The following is a 26,162-nucleotide window of genomic DNA, read 5'->3' as shown; positions in this document are numbered from 1 at the left end:
CTGGAGGATGCCTGGGAGCGCTGCCCTCTGGAGCGCGACACCATGATCGTGCGCCGGGGCAACGACTCGTCGACGTGGAACCAGGCCGCGCAGGCGTGGAACACAGCGCGGGCGCACTGGTTGGCGCTGCTGACCGAGCTGGATCGGGTGGAGGTCCTGGACCGGATCTGCCCCGGCAAGGTGCCCCGCCTGATGGCGGCCGATGTGGCGTACTGGCACCGCATGAGTGGTGGCGGGCTGCATCCGGACACCTACGTCTGGGCGGAGCTGCCGCTGCCCTGGGAAGTGCTGCGGGGTGAGAAGGAGTGCCCGCGTTCGCTGGTCGAGGCAGTCTGCGCCCGGCATGGCGTGGACCCGGTGGCCGGCGCCTGGACCGCCCCCAGGCCGGCAGCCGAGGCCGTCGCCTTCCGTCGGACGCCCGAGCTTGTGCATGGAGTCGCCGTCACCGATCCCCTCATGGCGAGCGCCCTCCGGTCGGCTGGGATCTTCTCGGGCAAAGGAAAGCGCGCGGCCGCGCAGGAGTGGCTGTAGTGCCGGTACGGCCGCCCGTGCCCACTGTTTGGCATTCCGCGACAAACCAGTTGACCCACGCGTTGGCTCCCGCGATGATCAACTCGGCGACGAGGAAGCTCTGCGGAGGAGCGCCCGGCTCTGATCCCGGGTGGACGCAGGTTCGAATCCTGCCCTCGTCGCCCTCTTGATCCTCGCCGGAGCCGCTACGAATGTGGCGAGCTGATCGAGCACAAGGAACTGCCGGCCTGATGAACACTCCCGATCCGCTGACCGACGAGGACCTCGCCGATATCGAGGACCGCGCTGACGCCGCGACCCCAGGTCCCTGGCACGTGCGTCAACTCGATGACGAATTCGCCATGAGTCTCGTGGCCGTCAGCACCGTCGCTGACACCGGTCTCGGGGAACGCTGGCCGGACTTCGATCACCACCACGTCGTGGCCGCCACACACGTCCAGCAGCCTCGGTACGTCAACGTCGCAGACGAGCGGTGGGACGAGAACGCCAACTTCATCGCCAACGCCCGTCAAGACATCCCCCGCCTGATCAGCGAGATCCGACGTCTCCGCCGTCTTGTCGAAGCCAAGAAGCAGGCTCCCGGTAGATGACGGCCGTACCGGCGCAGAGCGCTTGCTCCGGACATGCGATATGCCGGTGAGTGTTGGAGCTGGAGCCAGTTCCGCGGCGCGTGGCGGCGGCTGGCGACGTAGTCGGTCCAATCACGTTTGAGGAAGGCAGCCATCGGAGCGCGTTGTGGAGAAGTCACTTGCATCTGATCAGTCAGGGGTCGGACAAGTCGATCCAGCTGATCACGGCCACCGGATCGTCCGCTGGCCGCACGTCAGTGGCCGCCAGCAAGGCCTCAGACTCTGCCTTGCTCGACTGACCCAGCGCCGCACCAGGCGCAGTCGACGGGGGAGTGCTTCAGGCTCACGAGGGCAGCGTACAGCGGCAATTGCTCAGGCCGGCGCGCGTGGTAGAGGTTCGGGCCGCTGAGTGGGGTCACGGGCGGGCTTCGTAGCGCGCGCCGGGCCTCGGCCAGCTGGAGTCCATGAAGTCGGGACGGTCGATCCGGTGAAAGCAGCGCACCAGGAACTCGGTGAACGTTCCGGCGGTCTCGAATCACGCGCCCTCGTCGCTACTGATGATGATCCGCCACTCGGCGGGATCGTCCTCGACCGCGCGGAAGAAGTACCGGCTGCCGTGCTCGTCGCTTCCCCACAGCAGCAGAACGCCCGATTGGACGTCGGACTCGTCGACCTCCCACCAGCCTTCGGCGATCTCGCCGTACCAGGCTGGACGGCGGAAGATTGCTGCGGTCAGCACTGCCACAGGAACAAGGCCTGTGTGCAGGGCTCGCACGCGAAGGCGTAGGCCTCACCGCGACCGCCGAAGTTCATCGCGGTGGCGTGGTCCCGTCCTTCCTCGAGCTGAACGACGAGCCTCATCTCCCGTGCGCAGGTCGGGCAGGCAGGAGTCTCGTCGTTCTGCAGCCACGCGGGCTGCCCGCCCAGCTGACCGAGGACGTCAAGAGGAGTCCGGCCCGGCTGCCTCGCCCACTCCGTGTAGGCCTGGCCGTAGTCGGCCGTCGTGGACGGCTCGTACGCGACCGCGCTCACCGCGCCGAGCAGAACCGGCTCCTGGTCGTCGTCCTCGTCCAGCACGGGTACCGGGATCGGCCGGAGCGTGGCCGCAGGGAACAGCAGCGCGCGGTTGCCGCCCGCCCGCGGATCCCACTCCTCGCACATGCCAGGGTCGTTCTGGCACATGAACAGGGCGAGCACGTCCCGCCCCTCGACGGCGCCCTGGCCGGTGTGGCGGCCGAGATCGTCGAGGAGTACCTGTGCCAGGAACTGCATCGGTCCGTCGCACGTGGAGCACTGAGGCCACGAAGTCCCAGCCGGGGCCAGCGGCACCCCGCCGGTACGGGTGATTGGTGCGTCGGGCTCCGTGGTGCCCGCGTACGTCATCAGGGTCGTTGTCACAGGTGGCGACTGTACGACAGGCCGCTGACACCTCTCGGCCTACCCTGGCCATTGGTCACGACTCCGCCCAGACCCGGCGCGGGTCGAGGTGAAGTTCGTTCTGCATGAGGCAGTCCGCCACGAGTGTGCCGACGGATTGCCGCACGCGCACACCTGGTTCGGCCCGTACATGCCGCTCGGTCCGCAGCAGGCGATCCATCGCTCCCGCTCCGTGTGGTGGTGGAGCCCGATGGCGTCGTCGGGGTGGAGTAGCACGGTGTCCTTCGGACCGGCCGACTTGAGGAAGGCGCCGTCCCGGTGCACGGTCATTCCTGCCATCGCGGCGACGGGCTCCTGCGGGTCGTCGTTCAGGACGAACGGAGCGCCGAAGGGCTCCGGGTCGATGGTGTAGAAGCCGCGGGGCACCGTGGACGGTGCGATTTCCCGCTCCACCGGCTCGGGGCGGGCAGGGAACGCCGCGAGCAGCGCCAGCGGCGTGGTCAGCGGCTGGTTGCACCGCACGCAGCGGAAGACCATCACGCGTTCGTCTCCACGTCCGGCTGCGGTCGGAACTCGTGGCAAACCTCGATACGCCCGACGATGTGCCGGTTGAACTCAACCAACTCCTCCGCTGGCACCCACAGTTCCAGGATTGTGCGTCCACCGGCCTGCTGGACCGGGTAGCGGGCGGCGAACGCGGCGTTCACCTCGAAGCGGGTGACGTAGCCGACGCCGGAGGCGGGGACGTTCCAGTCGCGGGCGATGCGGATCGCGTAATCCTCGTTCAACACCGGATAGAAGATCGGCTGCTCGGGCAGGCGCGGCGGCCAGGCCCGCCAGCCCGACGCCTCGACCAGCGCCAGCTCCTCAGGGCCGGTCGGCCGCCACAAGGTGACGGTCCCGCCGGTCGTAGTCGTGCTCATCGTCGCCACCCAGGTTGCGTGTTCGTCAGTCGCCCCACCGTACGGAGCCACAGTCATGCGCAGCCAGCGGGTTTCCCCTCTCATAGGCCGTGCACCCGGCCGGGATCCAGGCTCCGCTGGTTCGTGCCGGCCGCCCTTGTGGTCAGGAGTAGAACCCGCGCCCGTACTCCTCCGGGGAGAGCGTGAACTCGTTCGGGCGGGCTCGGCGGAGCAGCTCGTAACGGTCCGCGAAGACGTCGAGCGCCTGCGGGTCAGCGCGACGCAGCAGTTCATGACCACGCTGCCGCACGGATAACGGCTGCGGCCCGCGGTGCTGACCGCTCGGGTGCACCGCATGCCGACGTGGCCGGCGGGCGCGGAGCGCGAGTTCGGGTACCTCCCCCCCGATCGAGACCTGAGCCGGGCTGCAGCAAGACTTCACTCCTGCAGCGCAAGAACCCGCAGTCCAGGATCAGGGGGAGTGTACGGCGGACGCGTACGGGAACCGCTGTCCAACGTTTCCCACCATACGAACGGTCACCTGCGTGCCCGTGGTCGGCCTGCGCTTCGCGCGGCCGACCACGGGCCGGACCGGCCACGTGGTCAGTGCAGGACGGTCCGCGGGGTGGCGGGGACAGGTGCGAGCCGGTAGGCGTTCTCGTGGGTAACCACGAGGCCTGCGGTGGGCGGTGCGAAGTGCGTGCCGAGGATCAGGGTGTCCGTGTCGGCGAGGGAGCCGAGCAGCTTGCGGCGCGAGGCCTCGGACTGCGCCGGGTCCGCCGAGGCCAGCAGCCTGGAGGCTGCCTCCAGGACCAGGGCACCCATCAGGACGGGCCGCCGCCCCAGGTGGTCGGAGAGCCCTCCGACGGTGAGCAGGGCCGCCAGCAGGGGGTACAGCGGCGTCGGCGCACTGGAGGCGGCCAGGAAGCAGGGCAGCGATCGACACGTCGAGGGCGAAGGAAACCGCGCGGGTGCGGGCGGCGGGGCATAGGCATTGCGCTGCTGCGTCTGACGTGGCGTTGGACATGGGCCCCTCCCGCTAAACGCAATCGGTTTGCTTTAATCCACCGTAGGTCCTAGCGTCAGCTAAAGCAAACTGTTAGCTTTAGGTGCGGAGGGTTGTCCAGGACTGCTCCGTCGCTCCAGTCCGATCAGGAGAGAACGTTCATGTCCGCTGCCGAACTCACGCCATCGGAGGCGGCCCGCTGGGCCGACCGCGCCGGGCTCCCGCTGCCGGCTGACCGGCTCGCCGCGGTGGCCGCCACCGCCAATCACATCCAGTCCGTCGTCGCGATCCTGCGGGAACTGGACTTCGGAGACACCCCGCCTGCCGCCGCCTACCGCGCCGGAGAGGAGCAGAACGATGCAGCCGTATGAACTGTCCATCGCCGCAGCCACTGACGCGATCCAGGCGCGAAAGTTGTCCCCCGTCGAGCTGGTGGACTCCGTCCTCGACCGCCTCGAGCGGGTGGAGCAGCACCTTCAGGCATACGTCACCGTCGCGGCGGAGGAGGCCCGCCGGGCGGCGCGCGAGGCTGAGCAGGATGTCGCAGCCGGCCGTCTGCACGGCCCGTTGCACGGCATCCCCATGGGGCTGAAGGACCTGATCGACGTCGCCGACGTGGCCACCACGGCCAGCTCCCGGGTCCGGGCGGGCCACCGCGCTGAGGCCGACAGCACGGTCGCCGCACGCCTGGCCGCGGCCGGTGCGATCCTGCTCGGCAAGACGCACACCCATGAGTTCGCCTACGGTCTGACCACCCCGCAGACCCACAACGCCTGGGATCGGGACCGGGTCGCCGGCGGCTCCAGCGGCGGTTCCGCCGTCGCCGTCGCCGCGGGCGCCGCGACCTTCGCTGTGGGCACCGATACCGGCGGATCGATCCAGGTGCCCTCCGCGCTCAACGGAGTCGTCGGCCTCAAACCGACCTATGGCCTCGTCCCCCGCCACGGTGTGACGTCCCTGTCCTGGTCGCTGGACCACGTGGGCCCGATCACCCGCACCGTGGAGGACGCCGCCCTGGTCCTGTCCGCCCTGGCCGGCCACGATCCCCGCGACCCCGCCTCCCTGGCCACCTCCGGCCCGGACTACCGGCCGGGCGGCGCCACGGAACTGACGGGTCTGCGCATCGGCGTGCCGCGCAACTACTACTTCGACCACGTCGACCCTGAGGTAGAGGCCGCCGTCCGGCTCGCCACAGCCGAGCTCGAGAGCCTCGGAGCGCAGCTCGTCGAGGTCGAGATCCCGATGACGCGCTACATCCAGGCCACCCAGTGGGGCCTGATGGTGCCGGAGGCCACCGCCTACCACGAGCGCACCGTGCGCGCTGTCCCCGAGCTGTACCAGGCTGACGTGCGGATCCTTCTCGAAGCTGGCGAGCTGATGCCGGCCGGGGACTACCTGCGCGCCCAGCGTTCGCGCACCCTCATGCAGCAGGCTTGGGCCCGCCTGCTGGAGGAGGTCGACGTGATCGCCGCCCCGACGGTCCCGGCCACTGCGGTGAAGGCGGACCACGAGGCGATCACCTGGCCGGACGGCACCGTCGAGGGGGTCTCCGACGCCTATGTGCGCCTCTCTGCCCCTGCCAACATCACCGGGGTGCCCTCGCTGTCCGTCCCGGTCGGCCACGACACGACAGGCCTGCCCATCGGCATGCAACTGCTCGGCCGACCCCTCGGGGAGCCGGTGCTGCTGCGGGTCGGTCACGCCTACGAGCAGACCCGGCCCGCGCGCCGGCTGGCAGCGGTGTGACGAACGGGCCGACGGAGTGGCCCCAGCCGCACCGGCCGGGGCCAGGACGAGCGCTTGAAGCAGCATATTTGCTTTAAGGTGGTTCCATGAGCCGAAAGACCATGGTCCGCCCCGGTGGGCGCAGCGCCAGGGTGCAGGCGTCGGTGCACGCCGCCGTGCGCGAACTCGAGGCGGAGGTGGGCCGCGAAGCCCTCACGGTACCCCTGGTGGCCACCCGAGCCGGAGTCACCCCGTCCACGATCTACCGCCGCTGGGGCGACCTGCAGGAGCTGCTGTCGGACGTGGCGGTCGAGCGTCTGCGGCCCGAGACGGCGCCGGAGGACAAGGGAAGTCTCAGATCCGACCTTGAGGCCTGGGCGGAGCAGTTCCTGGAGGAGATGTCCGCCCCCACAGGCCGCGCCTACATCCGCGACGCCCTGCTCGGCGACCCGGATGGCACCAACGCCGGCCAGTGCTCGGCCTACGCGGCCGAGCAGGTCGACGTCATCCTCGACCGCGCGGCCGGCCGAGAGGAGAACGCACCCGATGTCGAGACAGTCCTCGACCGCGTCGTCGCCCCCGTGATGTACCGCATCCTCTTTCGTCCAGAGGGGCTCGACACCGCGTACGTGCGTCAGCTGGTAGTCGGGCTTGTCGGGTTGAACGATCGCTGATCGAACGCTCCTGCGGCCAGCTCCTCCGCTCCCGAGTCGGACTGTTGCACCCTGGCAGCCGTGGCCACAACACCGCCGTCAGGGGTAGGACGGCTGGAGCAGCCTGATCACCGACAGCACCATCGGCCCCTACACGGCGGTGGGCCGCGACTGCACCCTCACCGGGGCGGGCATCCGAGACTCCATCGTGCTCGACGGGGCCTCGATCACCGGGGTCACCGGTCTGCACGGTTCGCTCATCGGTCGGCGCGGTGATCGCGGCGAGGTCCTCGACCGCCAGGCCCGGGCCGTCCTGCCACATCTTCAGCCACTTCTCCAGCATCACCGGGAAGTGGCCGGGGTCCGGCGAGAACGCCGCGTAGATCGGCTCGAACATCGCCTGCAGGGCCGCCCGGCTCTGCGCGTCCCCGTTGATCAGGGCCCGCCCCTGCTCGGTGGTCTCGGCGTTCTCGGCGTGCGCGCCGATGAACACCAGCTTGGACACCAGGTCGGGCCGGTGCAGCGCGAGGTGCATCGCGACCGCCCCGCCGTTGCTCCAGCCGGCCACCCGGGCCGCGGAGATGCCCAGTTCGTCCAGGAAGGCCGCGGTGTCCTCGCCCATCACCGCGAAGCTCACCGGCCCTTCGACGTCCGGCGTGCGGCCGTGTCCGCGCCGCTCCGGCAGCACCACCCGGTAGTGCTCGGCCAGCGCCGGCACCTGCTGCGCCCAGCTCTCCACCGTCACCCCGCCGCCGTGCAGCAGCACCACCGGCTCGCCCTCGCCGAACTCCTGGTAGTAGGTCCGCAGTCCGTTGACCGTGACGTAGGCTTCCAACGCGGGTCCCCCTCTTCTCGGGTTTCGCTGTGTTTCTTCGACAATTCACCATGGTGTCAAGCCGACGTTCGGTCACGCGTGGGCGCCGTCGCGGACGGGGCCGCCGTTCAGTCGCCGACCGGCAGCGGCGCGGTGGCGAGTCGTTCCAGCGCCGCCGTGTCCACCTTGCCGTGCGAGGTGACCGGGAACTCCTCCACCACCGCCCAGAGCGTGGGCACCGCGTAGTCGGGCAGCTCGTCGGCCGCGAACCGGCGCAGCTGCGCCACCGCGTCCTGGAGCGGATCGATCACGACGGCGGCCAGCAGGCGCCTGGTCTCGGCCGAGTCGCCGACCGTCACCACCATCGAGTCGTGCACCGCGGGGTGGGCGGCCAGCCGGGCACGGACCGTGTCCAGTTCGATGCGGAAACCGCGCACCTTGACCTGGTGGTCGCGCCGGCCGACGAACCGCAGCCGGCCCTGCCCGTCCCAGCGGGCCAGGTCGCCGGTGGCGTAGAGCCGGCCGCCGTCGTGCGGCGCGCGACCGCCGAACGCCCGGGTGCTCTGGTCCGGTTCACCGTGGTAGTCCGCCGCGAGGCCCGCCCCGGAGGCGTACAGCTGCGGGGGCGGCCGGCGGAACGCCGGTCGTCCTGCCCGCCCCGCCGGGCTCGGGCGGGGCGACCAGGACGCACCCGGCGGGCGACGCCCCGGCCAGCTCCCGCGCCCGCTCGTCCGCACCGATCACGGCCCTGGGGGCGCAGACCGCCAGCATGCTTTCGACGGTGGGCCGCGGATAGCCCGGGTTGAGGCCGACGTAGGCGGCGCCGAGCCGCAGCACGGCCAACGCGGCCACCACCTCGGCCGCCGAGCGGGGCAGCGCGATCACCACGTGGTCGCCCTCGCCCACCCCGGCTGCGGCGAGTTCGGCGGAGTACGCGCCGGCCGCCTCGAGTGACGCCGCAGTGCCGGGCGAGTTCCTCCACGGCGATCCGCTCGGCCGGGGTCAGGTCGAACCGGATGCGTTCCCCGTGGAAGTCGAACTGCTCGGGCCGGGTCAGGTCGGAGGGCAGTTCCAGGACCGTCGGCAGGTCCGCCAGCTGGGCGATCCGCTGGTCCCGCAGCGCCTCCAGCCGGCCCGACCGTGCGGCCAGCTCGGCCCGATCGATCAGCACGTCGCTCGGCACGGCGGGCAGTTCGGGCCCACCGGCCCAGCCGGGGCGCAGCCGCCGGTATTGGTCGAACAGGTCCCGCCACACCATGCCGATGCCCCAGCCGTCCAGCAGGACGGCGTGCGCCAGCAGGGTCAGCAGGTGCCGGTCCTCGGCGATCCTGGTGAGCACGAACAGGTAGGGCGGACGCCGGAACGGGTCGAGCAGGGTGCGGCTCGCCGCGCCCAGCCGGGTGTGGACGCCCTCCACCGGATCGGCACCGCCCGGCCCGGGCAGGGCCTGGCGCAGCAGCATCGGCCGCCACGCCGGCAGGATCCGGCGGGCGTAGCTGCCCGCCCCCGCGGTGAACACGGTGCGCAGCGTGTCGTGCCGCTCGGCGAGCCGGCCCAGGGCGGCGTCCAGCGCGGCCTCGTCCAGCGGTCCGCACAGCTCCGCGCTGAACAGCACGTGCAGTGAAGTGCCGCCGATATGCGAGTGGCGGGCTGGCAGGGCTGTCAGCCTGGGCTGCCCAGGTCGAGGGTCCAGAGCAGGCCGTTCGGGGTGGGGGCGGTGCCGACGCCGGCGTCGGTGTACTGGCAGTCGAGCATGTTCTGCTGGTGGATCGCGCCGTCCGACCAGTCCTTCAGCACTGTGTTCGGCGAGTTCGTGTTCCGGTCGAGGTTCTCGGCCCACGCACTCCACTGGTAGCCGGCGGCGGTCATGCGGCCGTCGGCGTGGTTGCCGCGCGGGTCGACGTGGTCGAAGTAGCCGGCGACGGCCATGTCGTCGGAATGCCCCTGCGCGGCCGCGTGCAGGCGTCGGTTGACGCGCAGCGGCCTGCAGCCGTTCTCCGCCCGTCGGATGTTGATCAGGTCGACGAGTTGCTGTTCGAGTGTTTTCTGGGGTGTGGGCGAGGAGGGGGTCGGGGTGGGAGCGGCCTGGTGAGGAGGTGTGGTGGTGGCGGGCGGGGACTGGGGTTCGGTGACGGTTGGTGCGGGAGACGGCGTGGCGGGGGCTGGCGCCGGGGATGCGAGCGTGACCGCGACCGACGGGGCGGGCGCGGTGTGGTCCGGGCCGGGGCGGAGGATCTGCACTCCGGCGAGGACGGTCAGGGCGACCGCGACTGCCCCGGCTGCCTTGGCCGTTCTGACCGCTCGCCCATCGCGCGGGCGGGACCTGCGTGTCGGGGCGGCCGACCGTGTCGTCGCCCGTGCTGTGCGGGAGAGTGCCTGCTGTGCGGCCGTGGTGGCGAACGCGGCCAGGTGCGGTGAGGCGGCCAGGTGCGGTGGCGGGAGCAGCAGTGGGAGACCGGCGAGCAGTCCCTCGACCGGTACCAGACTGTGCTGGTGCCCCGCGCAGTGCGGACAGTTCCGGGCGTGCCTGGCGATGCGTTTGCGCCACAGTACGGCCGGCTTTCCGTCCCAGGTCGTGGTGAGCGCCGAAAGTTCGGCGCACGGCGGGTCGGCGGCGAGTGCTCGCACCACCAGGCGGCCGATCTCCAGTTGTTCCTTCATTCGCTGGACCCGTACGGCGGTGTGCTGCGGTGTGAGGCTGAGGGCTGTCGCCAGTTCGGCCCGGGTGAGCTCACCGCCGGTCTCCAGCCACCAGAGGGAAAGCAGGTCGCGGTCGCGCTCGTCCAGCCAGCGGGTGGCTTCGGCGACCTCCCTGCGCTGGCCCGTCAGGCCGAGCCGCAGGATGGTCAGGTCCACGAAGTCGGCGGCTGGATCGCCGACCTGCGTCAGCTCCTGCAGACCCGGCACGGGTGCCGCCTTTCGGGCCGTCCAGCGCCGACGGACCTCGTTCATCGCCACCGCCACCAGCCAGGACCGGAAGGAGGACGGCTCGCGCAGCGTGTCCAGGGAGTGGACGACGCGGAGCATGGTCTCCTGCACCACGTCGTCCACGTCGGCATGGCCGTCCAGCGCGCGGCCGACGATGTTGTAGATCAGCGGAAGGTGGTCGGCTATCAACCGTTCCCGGGCCGCCGCGTCCCCTGCCTGTGCAGCGGCGACCGTCTCGCTGCCGCTTTCACTGTTCATCAGCGTCCGTCGTCCTCACTTGGGTGATCGTTCCTCCCGCACCGTGTGAGACCCCGGTGGGAGGGTGGAAATGACAGAAATCGAGCCGGTGGTGGGGCTCACCGTCCGTTCACTGGGGACGGGCGAAGTCCTCGGTCCACCAGGGCCCGTTGGCGCTGAGGTTCACGCCGACGCCGGTCTCCGTGAAGACGCAGTCCAGGATGTTGTCGCGGTGCGCGGGGCTGTTCATCCAGCCGTCCATGGCCGTGGCGGGGTCTTTCGGGCTCTTGTAGATGTTCTCGCCCCAGTTCTGCCAGCCGTAGCCGGCGTTGGTTATGCGGGTTCCGGGGTCGACGCCTTCCGGGGTGTCGTGCTCGTAGTAGTTGCGGGCGGCCATGTCGTCGGAGTGTTCCTGCGCCACGGCCTGCAGCTTCGCGTTCACGGTGAGTGGCTTGCAGCCGGCCTTGGCGCGTTCGGCGTTGACCGCGTCGACGATCTGCTGGGCGAACTGGGCAGCGGTACCGGTCGCCGGTGTCCCCGCGGCCGGCGCGCTGTGCGTGGCGGCCCCAGTGGGCTTGGGGCCCGCGGGGGTCGCCGGGGCACTGCGCGCCGGGATCGCCGGAGCACCGCTCGTCGGCCTCGCCTGGGTCTTCCGAACGGTAGGAGTACCGCTCGGTGTACTGGTGGGCACGCTGGTCGTCGGCGCATTCGCCGTCGGGGTCGCCGCAGCACTCGCCGTCGCGGTCTCAGTGACCGCCCAACTCGGCGTACTGGTCGGCTGGGCCGAAGAGGCGAACGTGACACCGGGCCCTGGCGACAACACCCCGGCCGCGGCGGACGGCGAAGCGGACCCGCTCCCCGAGGACACCGCGGCAGCGAGCACTCCACCCGTGACCGCGACCAACCCCACCACTCCGGCAACCGCCGCCTTCCCACGCGGCCGTCCCGCAGTCCGCCGCCGACCACGCCCACGCTCGTGCCGCGACACCCCCGACCGGCCACCTCCCGCAGCGTCCGGCTCGGACGCCACCGCATCGATCACCACGGTCTCGAACTCACTACTCATGGATCCGCCTTCGCTCCTCGTCGACGCGTCGTTCACGCCGACCCCCAGGAGACCGACGAACCGGGCCCCGATAACAAAATCCGAAAAGCAGTTCTCGCACCCCAGTCCGGCCTGATGGTCCGTCCACCGGGGCCCCGTTCCGCCGGCAGATCCGCGGCGACGCACCCGCCAGGGCGACAAGGAACGGACCGCGGCATAAGGCGCACGGTCTGCCCCGGCCACACCTCGTGGCAGCGGTCGGGCAGACGTCGCGGCGGTGGGTGGGGGATCTCCCGGCGGGACGGTGACTCGGCCACGGGTGAGCTGCTGGTCCGGCTGAACCGGGTTCCCGGCCCAGCAGACGGACTTCGCGGCCCGTGGCTGCGGCGACACGGCCGGTGCCGGTGGCAGCAGCGTTGCGCAGCGCGACAAGACGCAGTGTCGGCGGACCAGCGCTCGCTGCTGCCCACGGTCATCACGACCTGCTGGTTGCGAGTCAACGCCCGGCAGCACGCTGTCGGTGCCGGCCACCGCCCGCGCCCACAGCTCGCACGTGGAAGGTACCTGGCCGCCGGGGCGGGCCGCGTGATGCGGCCGCCCCGACGGTGTGCGGCCGGCCTGGACTCAGTCGGAGAAGTCCTGGGACATTGCTGTTCCGCCTTCGCTGCGCGCCTCCTGCTCGCCGTCTCCGGCCTCGCCGTGCTCGCGCTCGCCGCCACCGCCTGCGGGCCCGACACGGCCGACGGGTCCGGCGGCAAGGCCCTGGCGACCGGTGACTCCTCCGGCGTCCGGATCGCCACCGTGAAGTCGGTGACGCTCGGACCGAGTGTCACCGACTCCGCCGCCCGGACCCTGTACAAGGACACCGCCAAGCCGTCCGTGAGATCCTGCACCGACGCCTGCGCCGGGAAGTGGCCGCCGCTCGCCTAAAGACAGCCCTCTACGACCACCCGGACCTTGTGGTGCTCGACCACATCGAGCAGGGCAGCCGGACGACCTGCTCGGGGTCGAGGACACCCTCAACGCCCTCGTCAGGGGAGTGCCGATCTCCGGCGTGGCTCCGGCTGCTGTTGCGGCTGCGACAACCTCTACCCGCCCTGTGGCTACCGTCCCCGGAGGGCCGTCGCGTAGTGACGCGCCTGGGCAGAGGCCCCGAGCCACGGTTTCGGTCTCGGCCTACCGGCCGTCGGAGAAGTTGTGGACTCCCCACCAGCCGGTTTCGTCGTGGTAGATGCCGACGCCGACCTCGGTGAACGAGGGGTTGGTCTGCGCCTTGTAGTGGCCCGGGCTGTGGCGCCACATCGACTGGAACTTCTCCGCCGCCTCCTGGGCGGTCATCGAGGCGTCGCTCCACCACACGATGTTCTCGCCGATCCAGGTCCGGGAGCCGGTCACCAGGTACTGGGAGTTTGCGCTGCTGGAGTGGCCGAATCCGTTGTCGCGCATGTGGTGGGCCCAGTTGCGGGCGTAGTCGCTCAGGTCGGTCTTGAGGGTCAGGGGAGGGAGCCCGACCGTGGCGCGCTCGCCGTTGAGCAGTTGGAGGGACGCGGCCTCGGCGTCACTGACGGACTGGGAGGACGACCGTGGGCCCGGGAGCACTGGGTCCGGTCCGACCGGTCCGGAGCCGGGATCGGCGGGGACCTGCGCGGTGGCTGCGGGCTTCGAGGCCGGTGCGGCGGTGTTGGCTGCCGAGGGGTGAGCGGCTCGTGCGGGCGTCGGCACCGGCTTGGGGGTGGGCTTGAGGGAGGAGGGGGTGCTGGTGGGCGACGGGGTAGCCGACTGGGACGGGGCCGCGGGAGCGGCGGGGGAGGCCGGCGTGGCGGTCGGAAGTATGGTGACCGGGGTGGCGAGGCCGGTTTCGGTCGGTGCGACCGTCGTGCTGATCGGGGCGTCGTGGCTGCCGGCCGTGTTCGACGTCGGGTCCGTCGCGGTGACCAGGGCGACGCCGGCGAAGGAGAGTCCGGCGGCGCCGATGACGGACAGGCCGATGGTGACTCGTCTCACGGTCCGGCTGTTGGTGCGGCGACCACGATCCTTCCTGCGGCGACCGTCGGGGGATCGGCCGTCTCCGCTCACCGGGGGTATGTGCTGGGTCGGCTGGTCTTCGTGGGACTGCATGTGTTGTTGCTCCGTCTGGTCCAGGGAATGCCGGTTGGGGACCGGCAGTGAAGGAGAATCGAACGGAGCCTGGAGATAACGTTTTCCCGAAGCTGTGTTGAGTTCCGCCGGGAGCGGGCCACAGGTCGGCAGGCCGGATCGGTGCATGGCGGCGTGCCCGGGCCGCACTGCCCCGGGCACGCCGTCCGCGGCCGTCGGTGTGGGGCCGGGGTCAGAGCCCGGCGTTCACGGTGGCGCTGACGACGGCACCGTTGCCCACGTTCCACTTGTCGAGGATCTTCTGGTAGGTACCGTTGCCGATCAGCTGGTCGACTGCGCGGGACAGCACGTCGGCAAGGTCCTGCCGGTCCCGGCCGACCACGATTCCGTAGAGGCTCGACTCCTGGTATTTGCCGACCAGTTGGAACATGCCTCTGTGGTTCGGCGCGGTGGTGTTGTAGGAGGCGGCGGGGTAGTCGTTGAGGTCGGCGACGGCGGTTCCCGAGGAGACCTCGGCCACGGCCTGGTCGTCGGTGTCCACGGAGTCGATCCGGAGCGGTCTGCCGGTCCGGCTGCAGGCGGCGGACTGCGCCTTGGCGACTTTGATCTGGACGGAGTTGGTCTGCACGGCGATGGTGCGGCCGCACAGGCTGTCCAGGGCGGTGAGGCCCAGCGGGTTGCCCGCTTTGACCAGGATCGAGGTGCCGGTGAGGAAGTAGTCGACGAAGTCCACGCCGGGGTTGGTGACGTGGCCGGTGGCGTCCTTGCCCTGCTCGCGGTCGCGGGAGTCGATGACAGCCGACATCGCCAGGTCGAGCTTCCCGGACTGGACGGCCGGGATGAGGTCGTTGAAGGGCATGTTGAGGATCTTCACGCGCAGGCCGAGGTAGGAGCCGAGGGCTTCGGCGAGATCCGGGTCGAGGCCGATGGGTGCGCCGCCGGCGTCCTTGAACTCGACCGGGACGTAGTTGAGGTAGGAGCCGATGCGCAGTTCACCGGCGGCGCGGATCGACTGCGGCAGCCGGGCCCGTAGGGCGGAGGGCGAGTTGGTCGGGGTCGGGGCGGAGGCGCAGCTGGCTGCCAGCAGGCCGCAGAGGCCCGCGGCGGCCAGTGCTGCCCGGCGCGGTGTTCGGGGCATGGGTGAGTCCTGGGTGCGGGTGACGTGGGGTGGTGGGTGGGCACGCTGCGGCGGTGGGCGGGGAGGTCCCGCCCACCGCCGAACGGTGGGGTCAGCCGCGGGCGAGCCGGTCGGCCTGGTGGATCAGGTCCTCGGCCTGGCGGGCGAGGTTCCTGGCCGTTGCCGGAGTGAGCCGGCCGGAGCCGGGGGCGGTGGTGTCGAGGAGGTCGCCGATCTGGCGGGCGAGGCGGTCCCGCTGTGCGCCGAGACCGGCGAGCTTGGCTTCGGTGTCCTTGTAACGGGTGTCGCCGGGGGTGTCGGAGGAGGCGGCCGTGGTGGCGGCGGCGAGCGTGGCGGATGCGAACTCGCCGACACCGGCGTTGAGTTGCTTGTAGTCGCCGGCCAGTCGACGGTAGTCGGTCTGGTCGGCGGCGCGCAGGCTTCTCGGGAGTGCGCAGGGGGTGAGGAACTCGGTCAGGACGCGGCCGTCGTGGGCGTAGACGTCGTGCAGGCCGAGCAGGGCGAGCATGGTGGGGCGGATGTCGGTGTGGTCGGACCAGACCGCGCCGGTCGCGCCGAGGTGCTTGACGCCGGGGCCGGCCAGGCCGAGCCAGGTGGTGTTGATGTCGGGCGCGAAGTCGCCGTGGTTCCACGCCTCCTCCGCGTTCAGGCCCACGCAGGGGGTCGCGCAGTTCGCGGCGCCGGCGACGGCGAGGTAGTTCGGGTCGAGGAAGTCGGTGAAGGTGGCGGTGCGCAGGGGGTCGCCGGTGACCATGTGGAGGATGTTCATCTCGGTGCGGTCGGCGAGTTGGTGGCTGATCGCGTCAGTCGTTCCGGTGATCGGATTGACCGCGGTCAGCTTGGAGACGGCGCGTTCGAAGTCGCGGGTGGTGGCGGCGTCGGGGGCGGGGTTGCCGTCGAGGTAGAAGCTCGGGGCGGACTCGGACTTCAGCTGGAAGGGGGTGGTGAGGTGTTGCTGGGTGGCGAGCAGGCCGCGGACGTTGGCGTTGATCTCGCCGATCTGCTGGTAGCTGCAGGGGGTGGTGACGCCGTCGCAGCCGGCCGGGCTGGGCTTGCCGCCCACGAAGTGGTCGTTCTCGTCGGAGGTGACGACGAAGAGGCTGTTGGCGGGGGTGATGCCGTCCTTGGCCAGGCGCTGGAAGAAGCCGTCGAAGGCCTGGTCGTACGCCTTGAGTTGGGCGACGTATCCGGCCTCGCCGGGGCCGTAGGCGCTGCCGCCGGGGTAGCGGTCGTGGGCGTCCGAGATGTAGCCGTAGGTGACGGGCACGCCGGCTTCCTGCATGGTGGCGAGGTAGCCGAGGGTGTTGTCGGCGGACATCGAGTCGAAGCCGGGGAAGCCGGGGTTGCCGGCCTTGTCCGTGACGGGGGCTCCGCCGATCGCGCGGACCGGGTGGGCGGGGGAGATCACGGCGTCGACGCTGTGGGCGCCGTAGAGGGCCTGGTATCCGTGGTAGCCCCCGGGTTCGTCGGGCAGCAGGTCCGGCCGGGCGGCGGGCGTGGCACAGCGTGCGGAGCCCTGCGCGCAGTGGACGCCGATGCCGACGATGTCGGCCTGGGCCCGGACGGGATCGGCTTTGGCTTCGGCGACCTCGGGGGACTCGGGGCCGAAGACCTTGGCGACGTCGGAGGTGGTGTTCTCCAGCACGGTGTTGGCCGTCGAGACCGCGCCGAAGTCGCAGCCCGCCCGGGTGTAGGCGGTCCACGGGGCCGGGGTGTTCCGGCCGTCCGGAGTGACCATGGTCGGCGCGGTGTCGCTGGGGGCGGGGGTGGCCGGGTCGGCGATGCCGTCGGTCCAGTAGGCGAAGGTCCGGGCGGAGGCGCTCGTCCCGTCCGGCTTGTAGTACCGGTAGGAGTTGGAAACCGGCTGTCCGTGATCGCTGCCGTAGAGCCCGGTGAGCTGGGTGAGGATGTCGTTGCCGGTGTGCGCGATCAGCGGGGTGTGGTGGGAGGTGTCGACCGTCCCGTTGTGCTCCAGGAAGTCGAGCAGGTGTGGCATCTGCTCCAGGTCGGAGGGCACGTTCGGGTTGTCGCGGGTGAAGTGCACGTTGTCGAACGTCAGGTAGATGACGTGGTCGACCCGGTGGTCCCCGGCTCGCATGACGCATCCGCTCTCGTGATGGCGGGCGTCGGGGCGCTCGCCGGCGGCGGAGGCTTGCGGGACGGCGAGCAGGCCTGCGCCGAGGGCCGCGGCTGCGGCCAGGGCGACGACGGTGGGGCGTCGGGTGCCCATGCTGACTCCTTGTGGGGGCGGGAATGAGGGTTGGGACGCGCGTGAACGGCAGCGCACGGGCATGGTGATGTGCGAGCACGACGATGTGCGGGCACGTCGGCGCGCAGGAAGGGACAGCGCGCGGGGACGGTGCGCGTCGACCGGGTGATGATCCGGCGAAGTGGACGAAAGGTTGCCACAGCCTGAACTCGTCGCAACAGTCTGTAGAAGGCAATCGGCTCGATATTCCACCTGCTGAGACGCCGTTCGTTCGGCACCGCGCGTAGACCATGCGCGTAGACGTGCCTTGACCTGCCAGGTTCACCGACCCTACGGTGCGGGGCAGCACGGAGCCGCGGCACAGCTCGACGGGCGAGTCACGTCCGTCGTGGCACGTGGCAGAAGGAGCCAACCCTCATGCGCAGAAGTACCTTGACGTCACCTGCCCGCATACTGGTCACCCTTGCCGTCGGCGTTGCCGCCGGCGCGGTGGTGGCCGGCGGAGGACTTGCGTCGGCGGACGCCAAAGCCCCCCGGACTGATCGTCAGATCACCAACATGACCGACGAAGTGGCCAAGATCAAGGCGTACTACGGTGACACCGTCGACGCCAAGGGCGAGCACTGGCCGTCCCCCGACAGCAACTACGCCGTCCAGGTGCGTGGCATCGAGAACCAGGCCGAGCAGTACCTGGCCCAGCGCGCGAAGCACGACCACGGCGACCGCAAGGCCATAGTCCTCGACGTGGACGACACCTCGCTGTCCACGTACAACTACGAGCTGGAGACGACCTTCGTCTACAACCCCGTCAGCAACGCCCAGTACATCGCCACCAAGACCATGCCGGCCGTCTTCGGCATGAACGACCTGGCAACCCGGGCGCAGCAGCAGGGCTACACGGTCTTCTACGTCACCGGCCGCCCCGAGTCCCAGCGCGCTGCCACCGCGGCCAACCTCGCTGCCGTCGGCTTCCCCGCCGCGGACCAGTCGAACCTGTTCATGAAGGACAAGAGCACACCTCCGTCCTACCTGAGCTGCGGCGCGAACTGCTCCGTCGTGGAGTACAAGTCCGGTACCCGGGCCCACATCGAGAGCCTCGGCTACGACATCGTGGGCAACTTCGGGGACCAGCAGAGCGACCTGTCCGGCGGCCACGCGGACCGGAGCTTCAAGCTGCCGAACCCGATGTACTACCTGCCGTAACCAGCCGGAACGTGCCGCCGCGCGGCCCGGTGCCGCCGACCGCGCGGAGGCATCGGGCCGCAGTGTGCGCCAGTGGCGGGCTCAGCTGCTGGTGACGCTGATCTCGGAGGTCTGCGTGCCGTCGGAGAAGTCCACCACGAGCGCGGCGGGGCCGGGCCGCTTCACCTTCATCGTGTAGCCGGAGGCCGGCACCGCGGACACCAGGCAGACGACGCCGGGGTCCACCGCGACGGTCGCCGTACCGCCGGCGGCCTGGTACGTCCTCATCACGGCTTCCTGGGAGCAGCCGGACGGACCACGGTCGGCCGACGGGTGCCGGGAACGGCTGGCGGTCGGTTCCACGCTGCCCATCGAGATCCTCGGGGTGGCAAGCGCCGGCGAGGGCGTGGACGTCGCCTGCACGGACGGAGCGGCGGAGAGGGCGGCACCGGCAGTCGGCGTCGGGCTCGCGGGGGCCGCTGGTGCCGTCGCCACCGGCGCGGGGGTCACCGTGACGACGGTGGTGGGGATCGAACGCGCCGCCGGAACACCGGCCGTGGCGGGACGGATCACCACACGTACCGTCAGGGCGACCGCGGTGACGCCGATGGCCGTGCACCCCAGCCAGATGAGCGGATAGCGCAATGCGGGCTTCATGGGGACATCCTGGCCCATCGGTTACGGTGTGCCGCATGACGTCCGTCCTCGTCGTCGAAGACGACCCGATCATTCGAACATCGCTGGTCAACGCACTGACCGCGAGCGGCCACACGGTGCGCGGCGTCGCCGCCGGATTCAGCGCCCTGCAGGAGATCACCCAGTGCCCGCCGGACGCGGTCGTGCTGGACCTCGGGCTTCCGGACCTGGACGGCGAGAACGTCCTGCGCATGATCCGCGGCCTGTCCCGTGTCCCGGTGCTGGTGGCCACCGCACGCGACGACGAGCGGGAGATCATCAGGATCCTCGAAGCCGGTGCCGACGACTACCTGGTCAAGCCGTTCTCCGGCGCCCAGTTGGCCGCCCGCCTGTCCGCCGTGCTGCGCCGCTGCGCACCCGTGGCGGTCGGGGCGGAAGCGGCGGTCAGGGCGCACGGGCCGCATTCCGCTGCCGTCGGCGGGGCGTTGGACGCGGCCGAGGGGGAGCGGCCCCCGATCGTCGTCGGCGAGCTGCGCGTCGACCCGCTCGCGCGCACCGCGCACCTGGCAGGTCAGGAGATCCGGCTGACGCGCCGTGAGTTCGACCTGCTCGTCTTCCTGGCGGAGAACGCCGGGCGGGTGGTGTCCCGCAAGCGGATCCTCGCCGAGGTGTGGCGCCAGCCCTACGTGGACGAGCAGACCGTCGACGTGCATCTCTCCTGCCTGCGGCGCAAGCTCGGCGAGCGCGCCGCGAGGCCGCGCTACCTGCACACCGTTCACGGCGTCGGTGTGAAGCTGGTCTCTCCGCTGTGAGAGCCACCCTGGCCATGGTCGCGCTGGCTGTGACCTCCATGGTGGCGCTGTCCTTCCTGATCCCGCTCGGTCTCTTGTTGAGCACCCAGGTGCACAGTCAGGCGACGCAGTCGGCGCAGCAGCGCGCCGCGGTACTGGCGCCCGTTCTGGCGGTCTCCACCGATCCGGCGGCGGTGCGCCAGGTGGTGGCGGGCCTCGACGCGTCGGACCGGCTGTGTGTCCATCTGCCGGATGGCACCGTGATCGGTGCCGGCCACGCCTCCGAGCGGCAGCTGAGCGCGGCGGCGGCCGACCGCGAGTCGGCGGGCCGGGACGTGCCCGGTGGCTGGGACTATCTGCAGCCCGTGCTGCTGGGCGGCGACCGGGTCGCCGTGGTCGAGGCGTTCGTGCCGGAGGAGGAGCTGGTCCGGGGGGTGGCCACCGGCTGGACGGTGATGTCCGTGCTGGCCGCGCTGCTGGTGGCCGGTTCGGTGCTGGTCGCCGACCGGCTCGGCTCCAGGGTCGTGCGGTCCTCGCGCGGTCTGTCCCAGGCCGCGAACGCGCTCGGGGCGGGCGATCTGGACGTCCGGGTGGAGCCCGCCGGTCCCAGGGAACTCCACGAGGCGGGCTCGGCGTTCAACGCGATGGCCGAGCGGATCGTCCAACTGCTGGACAATGAACGGGAGCTGATCGCCGATCTGTCGCACCGGCTGAGGACACCGCTGACCGCACTGCACCTGGCCGACGAACAGGTCGGCGATGTGCCTGGTGCGGAGCGGATGTCCACCGCGATCCGCCAGTTGGAGTCCGAAGTGGACTCGATCATCCGCACTGCCCGGACGCGGCCGGTCCGGCACCTGTCCGGGCAGCAGGACGGGGCGTCGGAGACACGTCCCGCTCGACGGGACGACGGGGGCTGCGAGGTCTCCACAGTGGTGCGTCAACGGGTGGGTTTCTGGTCGGTTTTGGCGGCGCAGCAGGACCGGGAGTGCGTCTTCACGGCCACTGACATTCCGACGCCCGTGGCCCTGTCGGCGGATGAGCTCGGCGCGGTCGTGGATTCCCTGGTGGGCAACGTCTTCCGGCATACCGCCCGGGGGACGGCCCTGCGCGTGAGCGTCCTGCCCACGGCGCGGGGCGCCTGCCTGGTGGTCGAGGACGACGGGGACGGGATCCCGGATCCGGACCTGGCCCTGTCGCGGGGCGCCAGCACGGGCGGGTCCACCGGGCTGGGCCTGGACATAGCCCGGCGCGCGGCCTCGTCGACCGGTGGTGAGCTGCGAATTCTGCGCGGTGCGGCGGGCGGCGCCCGGGTGGAGGTCGAGCTCGGTCGTGCCACGGCTCAGGACCACCGGGCCGCCGACGCCGGCCGTCCGGGGCGGAGACGGTGGCGATGGCGGCGGCCGACGGGCGGGTGAGCAGAACCTTATGGGTTCTTTAGGGCCTTCTGCGAGCGGCGATCCGTGCGTGTCTGAGTTGCCTACGATCGGTCCCGTCGGCCCGCCCTCCCCCGGGGCAGCCGACTCGCTCCGTCGGCGACGGGCGGCACTCCCCGCCGTTCCGTCACCGGCCGTCGAGCGCTCGCGGGCGTCCCTGTTGTGGCATGCCGTTCAGGGACGCCCGCCCGGACGAGAAGGCAAGGACCGATCCTGACCATGTTTGCTGAAGCGGCGCCGCACGTGCTGTCCGCGCTCCTTGCGGCGCCCGGAGCCGGAGCGGCCCCGATCCCCGGCTCGCCGCTGGACGCGTACGAGAAGCACGTAACGTACGACCCGGGCGTTCACAAGATCGCCCGGCTGATGGCGTTGATCTCCTACGCGCTCATGGTGGCCGCGGTCGTCCTCGGCGCGATGCTGCGCATGCGCTGGTTCCAGCGGATCGTCAACCGGCCCACGGTGTACGGCGCGCACATGACCATCGCCCTCTCCGCCCTGATCTTCGGCGGGGTCCACGGGGTGACCTTCCGCTACCAGCCGGTCTGGGAGATCGGCGCGCACGAGCTCGTCGTACCGTTCGCCGGCGGCCTGCAGAGGATCCCGGTGGGCTTCGGCATCCTGGGCACCGAGCTCGGCATCGCGGTCGGATGCTCGGTGTGGCTGCAGCGTCGCCTCGGGTACCGGCGCTGGCTGAGGTTCCACCAGCTCGGTTACGCCGCTTTCGCACTCGTCTGGTTGCACATCTTCACCGTGCATCCGGAGCCGCGCCACTTCGACCGGGTGGCGGTGACGGTCGCCGCCGGTGCGGGCACTTGCCTCTTCGTCTTCATGACCCGGGTGCTGCCCTCGGAGTCCAGGCTTCGACGGGGCGCCTTCGGTAATGACCCGGGCAGCGCACGGTGATCGGGACGCCGGGGCCGGTCCTGCCTCCGCTGACGCCGGTCCGCCTCGGGCCCGTCCTGCCGGTCCGGCCCGAACTTCTGGCCGAGAGCGGGCCGGTGAAGGTCAGCGTGGACAACAGCCGCTGCCACGTCTACGGCATCTGCCAGCAGGAGGCCCCCGAGGTCTTCCGGATCTCGGAGAGCGGCTCACTGCACTACACGGCGAACCTTCCGGCCCGGCTCGCCGCCCAGGCCCGTCAGGCAGCTCGCTGCTGCCCGATGCAGGCGGTCACCGTCCGGGGCGGCGCCCGTCCCGGTGCGGGGCGCCGTACCGGTCGGCTCCGCCCTGGCGCCTCGTCCGGCGGTCGGCGGATCGTGGTCGCCGGAGGCGGCCTGGCCGGGCTCAGCGCAGCGGCCCGCCTACGTGAACGCGGCTTCGACGGTGAACTCGTCGTCGTGGGCGAGGAGTTGCACCGGCCGTACAGCAGGCCTCCGCTGTCGAAGCAGTTCCTCTCCGGGAAGCTGCCCCGTGCGGACCTTGCCTTCCGGGCTGACGAGCCGCTGGACGCCCACCAGCTGCTCGGCACCCACCTGACCGGGCTCGACCCGGTGAACCGGTACGTGCTCCTCCGCGGTGGTGAACGACTGCGCTACGACGGACTGGTCATCGCCACCGGCGTGGACGCGAAGCGACTGCCGGAGACCCCGGTCGCTAGTGAACGCATCCGCACCGTGCGGACGTCGGAGGACGCCGATGCCATCCGACAGGCCGTGCACGCGGCCCGCGCCCGTCGCGTGCTGATTCTCGGCGGTGGCTTCGTGGGCTGCGAACTTGCGTGCACGTTCCGGGAGATGGGTATGGAGGTCACGCTCGTGGTGCACAGCGCGCCGCTGCTGCGGAGGGTGCTGGGCACCCGGCTCGGCCGGGTGGTCGGGCGTATCCAGGCGCGGGCCGGCGTCGATGTCCGGCTGAGCACCCGGATCACCGAGTGGACCGACACCGGTGACGGCCTGCGACTGCGGCTGGACGACGGTGGGACGGTCGAGGCCGACTTCGCCGTCCTCGGCCTGGGCGGCGTGCCCCGGACGGACTGGCTGACCGGCAGCGGACTGGACGTCGCTGACGGAGTCCTGTGCAGCGCCGGCTGCCACGCCGTGGACCTGGCGGGACGGCCCGTCCCGAACATCGTGGCGGCGGGCGACGTCGCCCGCTGGCCCAACCCGAGGTTCGACGCCGTGCCCCGCCGGGTAGAACACCTCATCCACGCCGTCGAGATGGGCCAGCACGCCGCGGACTCGCTGCTGCTGGGTCCCGACCGTGCGGCGCCGTTCACCCCCGTCCCCAGGTTCTGGTCGGAGCAGCACGGCACGCGCCTACAGGCCGTCGGGCTCCCGGCGCTGGGCGAGCGGATCGAGGTCGTGGCGGGCTCGCTGCGCTCCGAGCGCTTCATCGCCACCTACCACCGCGACACCCCGTCGGGCGAACAGACGGTGGCCGCGGTGGCGTTCGACATGCCGAGGGAACTGCTGGACCACCGCGACCGCATCGGCTCGATCCGTCCGCGGTCCACCCCGCCAGCGCCGAGGGCGGTGGGCGGAAGGGGTTCGCGATGAACCATCGGGCACCTCGGCGTCGACGCCGGGCCGACCTGCCGCCGGGCGGACCGCTGCGGTTGCTGCTGGGCCTGCCGGCCCAGCTCGGCATCCGCCGACCGTTCATTCTCATTGCGACGGTCGCGGCCATGGGTCTGTACGTGTACGTCCTGATTGCCGCGCCGCCCATGCCGCCGAGCCGGGTACCCGTGCCCGCTGCCACCTCCCGATAAGCGGTCGGGGGACCCGCGGATGCGGGCCCATGCCGGCCAACTCCCGGCGCTTCCTGATGACGAGGCTGGCGGCCTCGCTCACCAGCCTCGGCTGCCCGCAGGCCGGCGCAGCCGGCCAGGCCGCAGCGCTGCCGGGGGCAGCGGCGACGAGCGGGCACGCGGCCAGCGACCCCGCCCCGGCGGCGAGCACAGCGGGAACGGGCACGGATGGATGACCTCTCCCGGCAGCCGCCCTGACGGCCCCGTCCGACCCGGTGGGATGTCCCCCCGTCCTGCCGCGCCCGGTTGACCGGCGACGCCGACCGGCCGGGCGCGGCAAAGGAGAGACCGATGAAGAGAACGGACGACAGATGCTGACTGCGAGCGGGCCCGCGACGCGGGCGCGGTCCGAGGACGACGAGACGACCGCTCGGCTCCTCACCGAGGCGCTGCCCCTGGCCTACAACATCGTCGGGCGGGCCCTCGACGGGTGTCCGGACACGGATGAGGCGGTGCGTGCGGCCGTGGCCCGGGCGGCGGTGGTCCGGGCGAGGAGGGCGCACGGTGGTCCCGACGCCCCGGCCCGGTTCCGCGTGCGGCTGATGGCGACTGCGGTGGACGAGGTCCGCCGGCACCGCCGGGCCGTCCGGGCGATGTCAGCGGCCCCGGGCAGTGGTGGGCCGGAGGAACCGGCCCGGCCCACCGTCGACTTCGTCGATCTGACGGTCGTACGCCTGGAGTTGGCCGGCGAACGGCGGGAGATCGCGGAGGCCACCCGGTGGCTGGGTGACACCGGGTGGGACGTGCTGGCCCTGTGGTGGCTGGAGGCCTGCGGCGCCCTGGACCGGCCCGAGCTGGCCGAGGCGCTGGACCTCTCGCGCCAGCAGACGGCGGTACTGCTGGACCGGTTGACGGCCGGGCTCGCCGCCGCCCGCGTTGCGCAGCGGGCGCTGGCGGCCGTGCCCGGCTGCGGAGAGCTGAGGGCTCTGGTCGAGGCCTGGAGCGGCGTGCCGGACCCCGGCTGGCGCGAGCGGATCGCCGGCCACGCCTCTGGGTGCGTGGCCTGCTTCCGGTGCTCCGGTGCCCTGACGCCGGCCGAGGACGTCCTCGGGGGACTGCCGCTGGTGCCCCTGCCCGGTCTTCTCACGGCCGGGGCGTCGGTGGGCGCGCCGGCGGGCACAGGACACCGCCGCAACCGCCGTTCGGGCAGGCGGCGGACGGTCACCGCGCTGCCGACCCGCGTGTGGGTCTCGCTGTCGGCGGCAGGAGCAGTGACCGGAGTGTGTGCGCTCGCCGCCCTCTGCGGCGGCCCGGTGCAGGCACCGTCAGCCGTGCTGGTGGGCCCGGTCGACGCGATGGAGACGTCGGCGACGCGTCCCGCGCCGCCCGCGGAGCCCACCGCCGTTCCCGTCGCCGGGCCCGCCTCGGCGGCCTCCGCCGCCGTTCCCGTGGGGACGCAGAGCCCGTCCGGGGGCCCGTCGGCCATGCCGTCGGTCACCTCGTCGCCCACGCCGTCCGCCACGTCGTCGGTCCGTCCCTCCCCGCGCCCCAGCGCAGCCCCGGTGTCGCGCCCGCCCGCCGCACCCATGCCGTCGACGATCGGTCCCGACCCGGCCCGGGGGCCGGCCCACCTGGTGGTCACGATGGTGAACGCACAGCGCAGGGACCTTGGGTGTGTTCCCCTCCGCACCGACGCTCGCCTCCAGTCCGCCGCCCAACGGCACGTCGACGACATGGCGGCCCGGCGCCACCTCGGCCGCGACGACTCCGACGGTGCGGGGCCGGACCGGCGGATGAACGACGCCGGCTACCCGTGGACGGCGGCGATCGAGGCCAACGCCCGCGGCCAGCAGGACGCCGCCACGGTGATGTCGGACTTGACAGCCGATCCGAGCGCCCGAAGCCGCCTCCTCGACTGCGGCTTCACCGACATCGGGGTCGGCGTCCACCCGGGCGACGGCGGCCCATGGTGGACGCTCGACCTCGGCACCGCGCGATGAGCCCCCAACGCACGACATGATGTCCGCCTCGACGCCGTCGGCGCGCTTACCTGCGCGCGATGAGGCCGTGCAAGTCCCGGGCGCGACCGCTCTAGTGGCCGTCGGCTAGGGCGCGTATCGGCTTGTGATCAATCTGCGGGATTCGCCCTCGTGACAGGGTCTAATCCGGTAGATCGTCTTGCATGACGCGAGTGCAACTG

At 71.5% G+C, this 26,162-nt stretch carries 25 protein-coding genes, 1 tRNA gene and 4 pseudogenes; 14 read left to right on the top strand and 16 right to left on the bottom strand.

Annotated features, from left to right (window positions below; all coding sequences use genetic code 11):
• From ACWC9T_RS33810 to ACWC9T_RS33800, 3 genes are all read left to right on the top strand, one after another.
• On the top strand, positions 1–531 hold a 531-nt coding region (locus tag ACWC9T_RS33810), incomplete at its 5' end, for a hypothetical protein (protein WP_449824876.1).
• 88 nt (positions 532–619) lie between these two features.
• Positions 620–692: transfer RNA gene (locus ACWC9T_RS33805), tRNA-Gln, on the top strand.
• Positions 693–761: 69 nt separating this feature from the next.
• On the top strand, positions 762–1,121 hold the full coding sequence (locus ACWC9T_RS33800; RefSeq protein ID WP_449824875.1) for a hypothetical protein: 360 nt from the start codon (positions 762–764) through the stop codon (positions 1,119–1,121).
• Positions 1,122–1,635: 514 nt separating this feature from the next.
• On the opposite strand, the gene ACWC9T_RS33795 is transcribed toward ACWC9T_RS33800, so the two are convergent.
• The 6 genes and pseudogenes from ACWC9T_RS33795 to ACWC9T_RS33770 form a co-directional block, all read right to left on the bottom strand.
• Entirely contained in the window at positions 1,636–1,839 is a 204-nt protein-coding gene (locus tag ACWC9T_RS33795) for a hypothetical protein (protein ID WP_449824874.1), read from the bottom strand.
• Positions 1,833–2,483 (bottom strand): DUF1963 domain-containing protein, encoded by a 651-nt coding sequence (locus tag ACWC9T_RS33790; RefSeq protein ID WP_449824877.1) that lies wholly within the window; start codon positions 2,481–2,483, stop codon positions 1,833–1,835. The genes ACWC9T_RS33795 and ACWC9T_RS33790 overlap by 7 nt, the downstream gene beginning before the upstream one ends.
• Before the next feature lie 54 nt (positions 2,484–2,537).
• Positions 2,538–3,017, bottom strand: a complete 480-nt coding sequence (locus ACWC9T_RS33785) for a hypothetical protein (protein ID WP_449824873.1) — start codon at positions 3,015–3,017, stop codon at positions 2,538–2,540.
• Positions 3,014–3,400, bottom strand: coding sequence for an ADP-ribosylation/crystallin J1 (locus ACWC9T_RS33780; protein WP_449824872.1), 387 nt, complete (start codon positions 3,398–3,400; stop codon positions 3,014–3,016). Before ACWC9T_RS33780 ends, ACWC9T_RS33785 begins: the two co-directional genes overlap by 4 nt.
• A gap of 142 nt (positions 3,401–3,542) precedes the next feature.
• Positions 3,543–3,689, bottom strand: coding sequence for a hypothetical protein (locus ACWC9T_RS33775; protein WP_449824871.1), 147 nt, complete (start codon positions 3,687–3,689; stop codon positions 3,543–3,545).
• A 293-nt stretch (positions 3,690–3,982) separates the two neighbouring features.
• Positions 3,983–4,156: pseudogene (locus tag ACWC9T_RS33770) on the bottom strand (MBL fold metallo-hydrolase); the annotation flags it as partial.
• A 390-nt stretch (positions 4,157–4,546) separates the two neighbouring features.
• Between ACWC9T_RS33770 and ACWC9T_RS33765 the strand changes: the two are divergent.
• The 3 genes from ACWC9T_RS33765 (at position 4,547) to ACWC9T_RS33755 (ending at position 6,784) form a co-directional block, all read left to right on the top strand.
• Positions 4,547–4,756 carry a hypothetical protein gene (locus tag ACWC9T_RS33765; protein WP_449824870.1) on the top strand — a complete coding sequence of 70 codons (210 nt, stop codon included), beginning with the start codon at positions 4,547–4,549 and terminating at the stop codon, positions 4,754–4,756.
• Positions 4,743–6,131, top strand: a complete 1,389-nt coding sequence (locus tag ACWC9T_RS33760) for an amidase (protein WP_449824869.1) — start codon at positions 4,743–4,745, stop codon at positions 6,129–6,131. The genes ACWC9T_RS33765 and ACWC9T_RS33760 overlap by 14 nt, the downstream gene beginning before the upstream one ends.
• Positions 6,132–6,217: 86 nt before the next feature.
• Positions 6,218–6,784, top strand: coding sequence for a TetR/AcrR family transcriptional regulator (locus ACWC9T_RS33755; RefSeq protein WP_449824868.1), 567 nt, complete (start codon positions 6,218–6,220; stop codon positions 6,782–6,784).
• 271 nt (positions 6,785–7,055) lie between these two features.
• Here ACWC9T_RS33755 and ACWC9T_RS33750 read toward each other — a convergent pair.
• From ACWC9T_RS33750 to ACWC9T_RS33725, 6 genes and pseudogenes are all read right to left on the bottom strand, one after another.
• A pseudogene (locus tag ACWC9T_RS33750) lies at positions 7,056–7,529 on the bottom strand (alpha/beta fold hydrolase); the annotation flags it as partial.
• Positions 7,530–7,705: 176 nt separating this feature from the next.
• Complete coding sequence (locus tag ACWC9T_RS33745; RefSeq protein ID WP_449824867.1) at positions 7,706–8,014, bottom strand: AMP-binding enzyme; 309 nt, start codon at positions 8,012–8,014, stop codon at positions 7,706–7,708.
• A gap of 136 nt (positions 8,015–8,150) precedes the next feature.
• Positions 8,151–8,513, bottom strand: a pseudogene (locus ACWC9T_RS33740) (AMP-binding protein); the annotation flags it as partial.
• 73 nt (positions 8,514–8,586) lie between these two features.
• Positions 8,587–9,192 (bottom strand): annotated as a pseudogene (locus tag ACWC9T_RS33735) (condensation domain-containing protein); the annotation flags it as partial.
• Positions 9,193–9,239: 47 nt separating this feature from the next.
• Complete coding sequence (locus tag ACWC9T_RS33730; protein ID WP_449824866.1) at positions 9,240–10,763, bottom strand: sigma-70 family RNA polymerase sigma factor; 1,524 nt, start codon at positions 10,761–10,763, stop codon at positions 9,240–9,242.
• Positions 10,764–10,872: 109 nt separating this feature from the next.
• On the bottom strand, positions 10,873–11,433 hold the full coding sequence (locus ACWC9T_RS33725; RefSeq protein ID WP_449824865.1) for a CAP domain-containing protein: 561 nt from the start codon (positions 11,431–11,433) through the stop codon (positions 10,873–10,875).
• A gap of 1,053 nt (positions 11,434–12,486) precedes the next feature.
• Between ACWC9T_RS33725 and ACWC9T_RS33720 the strand changes: the two genes are divergently transcribed.
• Entirely contained in the window at positions 12,487–12,717 is a 231-nt protein-coding gene (locus ACWC9T_RS33720) for a hypothetical protein (protein WP_449824864.1), read from the top strand.
• A 246-nt stretch (positions 12,718–12,963) separates the two neighbouring features.
• Here ACWC9T_RS33720 and ACWC9T_RS33715 read toward each other — a convergent pair whose 3' ends face one another.
• From ACWC9T_RS33715 to ACWC9T_RS33705, 3 genes are all read right to left on the bottom strand, one after another.
• Entirely contained in the window at positions 12,964–13,791 is an 828-nt protein-coding gene (locus ACWC9T_RS33715; RefSeq protein ID WP_449824863.1) for a CAP domain-containing protein, read from the bottom strand.
• Positions 13,792–14,116: 325 nt separating this feature from the next.
• A complete protein-coding gene (locus tag ACWC9T_RS33710; protein ID WP_449824862.1) occupies positions 14,117–15,022 on the bottom strand; it encodes an ABC transporter substrate-binding protein in 906 nt (301 codons plus the stop codon).
• 91 nt (positions 15,023–15,113) lie between these two features.
• Positions 15,114–17,252, bottom strand: coding sequence for a hypothetical protein (locus tag ACWC9T_RS33705; protein WP_449824861.1), 2,139 nt, complete (start codon positions 17,250–17,252; stop codon positions 15,114–15,116).
• Between the two features lie 537 nt (positions 17,253–17,789).
• Here ACWC9T_RS33705 and ACWC9T_RS33700 point away from each other — a divergent pair.
• Positions 17,790–18,434: an HAD family acid phosphatase gene (locus ACWC9T_RS33700; RefSeq protein WP_449824860.1), complete on the top strand. Its 645-nt coding sequence runs from the start codon at positions 17,790–17,792 to the stop codon at positions 18,432–18,434.
• Between the two features lie 81 nt (positions 18,435–18,515).
• Here the strand turns inward: ACWC9T_RS33700 and ACWC9T_RS33695 are convergent, their stop codons facing one another.
• The gene (locus ACWC9T_RS33695) at positions 18,516–19,070 is read right to left on the bottom strand and encodes a hypothetical protein (protein WP_449824859.1); all 555 of its coding nucleotides are present in this window, start codon (positions 19,068–19,070) and stop codon (positions 18,516–18,518) included.
• A 35-nt stretch (positions 19,071–19,105) separates the two neighbouring features.
• On the opposite strand from ACWC9T_RS33695, the gene ACWC9T_RS33690 reads away from it, so the two are divergent.
• The 6 genes from ACWC9T_RS33690 (at position 19,106) to ACWC9T_RS33665 (ending at position 25,962) form a co-directional block, all read left to right on the top strand.
• Positions 19,106–19,861, top strand: a complete 756-nt coding sequence (locus ACWC9T_RS33690; RefSeq protein WP_449824858.1) for a response regulator transcription factor — start codon at positions 19,106–19,108, stop codon at positions 19,859–19,861.
• A complete protein-coding gene (locus ACWC9T_RS33685) occupies positions 19,858–21,258 on the top strand; it encodes an ATP-binding protein (protein WP_449824857.1) in 1,401 nt (466 codons plus the stop codon). Before ACWC9T_RS33690 ends, ACWC9T_RS33685 begins: the two co-directional genes overlap by 4 nt.
• A 237-nt stretch (positions 21,259–21,495) precedes the next feature.
• Positions 21,496–22,179, top strand: a complete 684-nt coding sequence (locus tag ACWC9T_RS33680) for a ferric reductase-like transmembrane domain-containing protein (protein ID WP_449824856.1) — start codon at positions 21,496–21,498, stop codon at positions 22,177–22,179.
• Entirely contained in the window at positions 22,176–23,771 is a 1,596-nt protein-coding gene (locus ACWC9T_RS33675; protein WP_449824855.1) for an FAD-dependent oxidoreductase, read from the top strand. The genes ACWC9T_RS33680 and ACWC9T_RS33675 overlap by 4 nt, the downstream gene beginning before the upstream one ends.
• Positions 23,768–23,983, top strand: coding sequence for a hypothetical protein (locus ACWC9T_RS33670; protein ID WP_449824854.1), 216 nt, complete (start codon positions 23,768–23,770; stop codon positions 23,981–23,983). Before ACWC9T_RS33675 ends, ACWC9T_RS33670 begins: the two co-directional genes overlap by 4 nt.
• A 350-nt stretch (positions 23,984–24,333) precedes the next feature.
• Complete coding sequence (locus tag ACWC9T_RS33665) at positions 24,334–25,962, top strand: CAP domain-containing protein (protein WP_449824853.1); 1,629 nt, start codon at positions 24,334–24,336, stop codon at positions 25,960–25,962.
• Positions 25,963–26,162 lie beyond the last annotated feature (200 nt).

This window comes from Kitasatospora sp. NPDC001159 (assembly GCF_053598235.1).
The sequence above is the reverse complement of the archived record's forward strand: the minus strand, read 5'-3'. Positions and strand labels throughout refer to the sequence as shown.

Excerpts from the sequence above, each read along its gene's own strand:
- ACWC9T_RS33800 (WP_449824875.1), top strand. The coding sequence starts at position 762 with ATGAACACTCCCGATCCGCTGACCGACGAGGACCTCGCCGATATCGAG.
- ACWC9T_RS33790 (WP_449824877.1), bottom strand. The coding sequence starts at position 2,483 with ATGACGTACGCGGGCACCACGGAGCCCGACGCACCAATCACCCGTACC.
- ACWC9T_RS33780 (WP_449824872.1), bottom strand. The coding sequence starts at position 3,400 with ATGAGCACGACTACGACCGGCGGGACCGTCACCTTGTGGCGGCCGACC.
- ACWC9T_RS33765 (WP_449824870.1), top strand. The coding sequence starts at position 4,547 with ATGTCCGCTGCCGAACTCACGCCATCGGAGGCGGCCCGCTGGGCCGAC.
- ACWC9T_RS33760 (WP_449824869.1), top strand. The coding sequence starts at position 4,743 with ATGCAGCCGTATGAACTGTCCATCGCCGCAGCCACTGACGCGATCCAG.
- ACWC9T_RS33755 (WP_449824868.1), top strand. The coding sequence starts at position 6,218 with ATGAGCCGAAAGACCATGGTCCGCCCCGGTGGGCGCAGCGCCAGGGTG.
- ACWC9T_RS33730 (WP_449824866.1), bottom strand. The coding sequence starts at position 10,763 with ATGAACAGTGAAAGCGGCAGCGAGACGGTCGCCGCTGCACAGGCAGGG.
- ACWC9T_RS33710 (WP_449824862.1), bottom strand. The coding sequence starts at position 15,022 with ATGCCCCGAACACCGCGCCGGGCAGCACTGGCCGCCGCGGGCCTCTGC.
- ACWC9T_RS33705 (WP_449824861.1), bottom strand. The coding sequence starts at position 17,252 with ATGGGCACCCGACGCCCCACCGTCGTCGCCCTGGCCGCAGCCGCGGCC.
- ACWC9T_RS33700 (WP_449824860.1), top strand. The coding sequence starts at position 17,790 with ATGACCGACGAAGTGGCCAAGATCAAGGCGTACTACGGTGACACCGTC.
- ACWC9T_RS33695 (WP_449824859.1), bottom strand. The coding sequence starts at position 19,070 with ATGAAGCCCGCATTGCGCTATCCGCTCATCTGGCTGGGGTGCACGGCC.
- ACWC9T_RS33690 (WP_449824858.1), top strand. The coding sequence starts at position 19,106 with ATGACGTCCGTCCTCGTCGTCGAAGACGACCCGATCATTCGAACATCG.
- ACWC9T_RS33680 (WP_449824856.1), top strand. The coding sequence starts at position 21,496 with ATGTTTGCTGAAGCGGCGCCGCACGTGCTGTCCGCGCTCCTTGCGGCG.
- ACWC9T_RS33670 (WP_449824854.1), top strand. The coding sequence starts at position 23,768 with ATGAACCATCGGGCACCTCGGCGTCGACGCCGGGCCGACCTGCCGCCG.
- ACWC9T_RS33665 (WP_449824853.1), top strand. The coding sequence starts at position 24,334 with ATGCTGACTGCGAGCGGGCCCGCGACGCGGGCGCGGTCCGAGGACGAC.